We start from the raw sequence: 3,342 nt of genomic DNA on the forward strand, positions 1-3,342 counted from the left end.
AGGCCGACATCGCCACCGCCGCCGAGCTCGGCAAGCGCGTCGTCGAGGTCGCCCGCGTCTACGCCGCAGGCCGCACCGCCCTCGCAGCCTGAGCGCCGCGGAACCCATCCCGCTGGTGACCGCGGGTGGTCGCCGGAGGCGTACCGGCTCCAGGTTCCACCGGCCTCGGATGTGAGGCGTGTTGTGGGTGACGTGGTGGTAGCCGAGCGCGTCGGCGACCACGGGGGCGGGCATCTACAGCACCTGCTGGCGGATCGCCGCAGCCCGGCTGGCGGTCGTCGGGACACCGAGGTCGTTGATCAGCTCAGAGAGAGCGAAGGCCCGGCGCCGAGACATCGATCCGCACCGAGTCACCACCCTCCGTCACTCGCATCGGATGCGAGAAGACCGCATCAGATGCGAGCCGATGAGCGATCTGCTGGTCAGTCAGTCGTATGAGGGACGGGGCCTGGCGATCACACACCGCGAGTCGCTGCCGTCGCTACCGCGTTCTGAGCCCAACAGCCCTGGACACGAAGAGGAGAGCGGCTTCCCCGCGACGACGAATCGCGAACCGTCGCGAGTTCGCATCCGATGCAATTGGCGGCAGTTGGAACATCGGTACAGCGGTTACCGGTGAGATTGATCTTGAAGTTGGAGGAGGACCCCGGCGAGGTGTGTTCGCCGGGGTCCTCCGCCTTCTGGTGGTCGGTCAGCAGCGGGGGCGCCAGCGGGTGAAGACCGGCCCTCGCATGACTGCGCGCGCCGGAGTCCGTGAGCCGACGGCTGATCTGCCGTATCGGGCGCCGTGGCGCGTCGCTGCTGCTGCTCGGCTCCCTCGTCGGCCTGTACGGGGCCGTGCAGCTCGCCGACCCGCTGCCAGACACCCGCGGCGTACGCCGATTACTGGCCTTGGCGCCCGATGGCCTTGTGGTCCTCGACGTGGATCGCGGCCGGGCTCATCGCCGTGGCGTGCGCGTTCCGCCGCGACAACGACTGGCCCGAGTTCGCCGCCCTCACCGCAGTCACCATGCCGTGGACCGTGTCTTTCCTGGCCAGCTGGATCCCCGAGCGCATCAGATTGACCGAGGCAAACGATCGGCCCCGGACCTCCTCCATGGCACCATCCATTCGGCGAATACCGACAGTGCCGCGATCTCGGCCAGCCGCAGACGCACGGCCCGGTGGAAGTCCTGCGCCGGACAGCTCACCCGCCCCTGCGACAACTCCCCGTGCAGCGCCCCGGTCCCGGGTTCCACGGCCGACCCCGCCGCGTCGGTCTCCTGGGCGCCGGGCCTGCCGCCGCGCACGTCCACCGCGGCGACGGCACCGCCCTCGGGCTCCAGCACCACCGTGGTGCCTGTGAGCCATCCGTCGCCGGTACGCGTCGCGTGACCCACCCGCAGCCCTCGTCCGGACCGGGCCGGTCAGGCGACCGGCGCTCGCACCGCCGTCTCGCGCTCCGGGGCCGTCGTGCGCGCCGTCAGTGTCTCGCCGGTCGCCACCGTCAGCGCGCAGACGAGACCGGCTGAGAGCACCGCCCACTCGCCCAGGAACATGCAGCAGATCACCAGCAGGGCCGCGGTCGGCAGTACCAGCTGCTGGGCGATGCCCACCTTGAAGTGACGCGAGTGCAGTGCCCAGATGGTGAGCAGATACAGCGCCGTCGGCAGGGTCACGGCCGCCGACGCGGACAGCGTCGAGATATGCGCCTTGCCCACGGACTGCTCGACCGCCACTTCCAGACCCGCACCGATCGCGGCCGCCGAGGCGAAGACGATGTAGTGGCCGTAACCCCACAGGAACGCCTGCCTGTTGGATCTCAGATGACCGTGGATCGGCACCGCGAAGTAGATCCACCAGGCGGCGAAGATGATCAGCAGGCCGCCCGCGGCGATCGGCAGCAGTTCGCCCAGCGCGTCCTGCTCGTCGATGCCCGTCTTCACGGCGACCGTGGCAGCCGCGATGGTCTCGCCGAGCACGATGATCGTGAACAGCCCGTACCGCTCGGCGATGTGGCGCGGGTGCCAGGACGTGGGCTGGACCTTCTCCGCGTACGCCGGCACGCACATCTCGAGGACCGCCATCACCACGAAGACCACGACCAGGGTGTCCTCGGGCAGGACCACGAGGCCGACCCGGCGTACCGCAGGGCCACCCTGCGCTCCCTGCCCTGACTCGACCTGGCCACGCGCAACCATTGGGACACCGAGGCGAGCCGCATGATCACATAGCCCACCACCCCCGCCCGGTACTCGTGGTCCTCGAACGCCCGGGAGACCCCGGCCGCGAGCACCAGCACACCGGCGATCTGGATCAGCGTGACGACCCGGAAGAGCACGTCGTCGTTGTCGTAGGCCGAGGCGAACCACGTGAAGTTCATCCACGCCCACCAGATGGCGAAGAACACCAGCGCGTAGTAGAGGATCCCCTCGCCCGCATGGCCCTCGGCGATCGCGTGCACCAACTGGATGCCCGCCTGGGCGATGGCCACGACGAAGCACAGGTCGAAGAAGAGCTCCAGCTGAGTGGCGGATCGGTGTACCTCACCGCGGTCACGGGCGGTGGGCCTGCGCAGCGGGCTGCGGTGCGCGGGCGATCGGGGGGGGAGTCCGGCGCGGGAGTGGAACTTGGCGTCATGAAGTCAAGCACAGCAGATGAGGCACTTAATCTCTTGCCCAGCGTGGTTTTGTTGGTGGAGTTCTGCAACGCTTGAGGGCTTGCGGTGGGAGCATGGACGTGCACTGCGGGATGAGGCTGCGATGGCGCCACCGAAGTCCAAAACCGAAGCGACCTCCGGCTTCGCCAACCGGCGCCGCCGCCCAGAGCAACAACGACCAGGGAGCCGAGGGCGTACACAAGGCCGACATCGCCACCGCCGCCGAGCTCGGCAAGCGCGTCGTCGAGGTCGCCCGCGTCTACGCCGCAGGCCGCACCGCCCTCGCCGCCTGAGCGACCGACGCCGGGGCGGATGCGCGGCCCGGACGACGAGCTGGTGCTCGACGAAGCGCACCGGCAACTGCTCCGGACCGGGCAGCAGCACCGCAGACTCGCAATCAGCGACGCCATCATGAGGCGGTCGCTTGGCCTTGATCAACGGAACCGTGGTTGGCGCTGAGATTGATCTTGAGCGATGGCGCCCTTCGGTACACCCCCCGGCTCCGACCGCGGGCTCAATGGGGCGGGCACGGTGTCGCCGGTCGGGCGCCTGCCCATGGGTGAGTGGGGCTGCCGCATGGTCAGGCGTGACCCGTGGGCCTCAAGCCGTTTCGAGGAAGGGGTAGTCGGTGTAGCCCTCGGCGCCCGGCCCGTAGAACAGTTCCGGCCGCGGCTCGTTCTCCGGGTGGCCACCCTGCCAGCGCT

At 69.5% G+C, this 3,342-nt stretch carries 1 protein-coding gene and 3 pseudogenes; 1 reads left to right on the plus strand and 3 read right to left on the minus strand.

Features of this window, described 5'->3' with window-relative positions:
* Nucleotides 1-882: 882 nt before the first annotated feature.
* The 3 genes and pseudogenes from ABZ656_RS57190 to ABZ656_RS57200 form a co-directional block, all read right to left on the minus strand.
* The gene (locus ABZ656_RS57190) at nucleotides 883-1,011 is read right to left on the minus strand and encodes a hypothetical protein (protein ID WP_256259183.1); all 129 of its coding nucleotides are present in this window, start codon (nucleotides 1,009-1,011) and stop codon (nucleotides 883-885) included.
* Between the two features lie 239 nt (nucleotides 1,012-1,250).
* Nucleotides 1,251-1,385: pseudogene (locus ABZ656_RS57195) on the minus strand (P1 family peptidase); the annotation flags it as partial.
* Between the two features lie 21 nt (nucleotides 1,386-1,406).
* Nucleotides 1,407-2,619: pseudogene (locus ABZ656_RS57200) on the minus strand (low temperature requirement protein A).
* A gap of 171 nt (nucleotides 2,620-2,790) precedes the next feature.
* Between ABZ656_RS57200 and ABZ656_RS57205 the strand changes: the two are divergent.
* A pseudogene (locus ABZ656_RS57205) lies at nucleotides 2,791-2,931 on the plus strand (NADPH-dependent FMN reductase); the annotation flags it as partial.
* Between the last annotated feature and the right edge of the window lie 411 nt (nucleotides 2,932-3,342).

Source organism: Streptomyces sp. NPDC007095 (assembly GCF_040634475.1).
GTDB lineage: Bacteria > Actinomycetota > Actinomycetes > Streptomycetales > Streptomycetaceae > Streptomyces.

Excerpts from the sequence above, each read along its gene's own strand:
- ABZ656_RS57190 (WP_256259183.1), bottom strand. The coding sequence starts at position 1,011 with ATGGTGACTGCGGTGAGGGCGGCGAACTCGGGCCAGTCGTTGTCGCGG.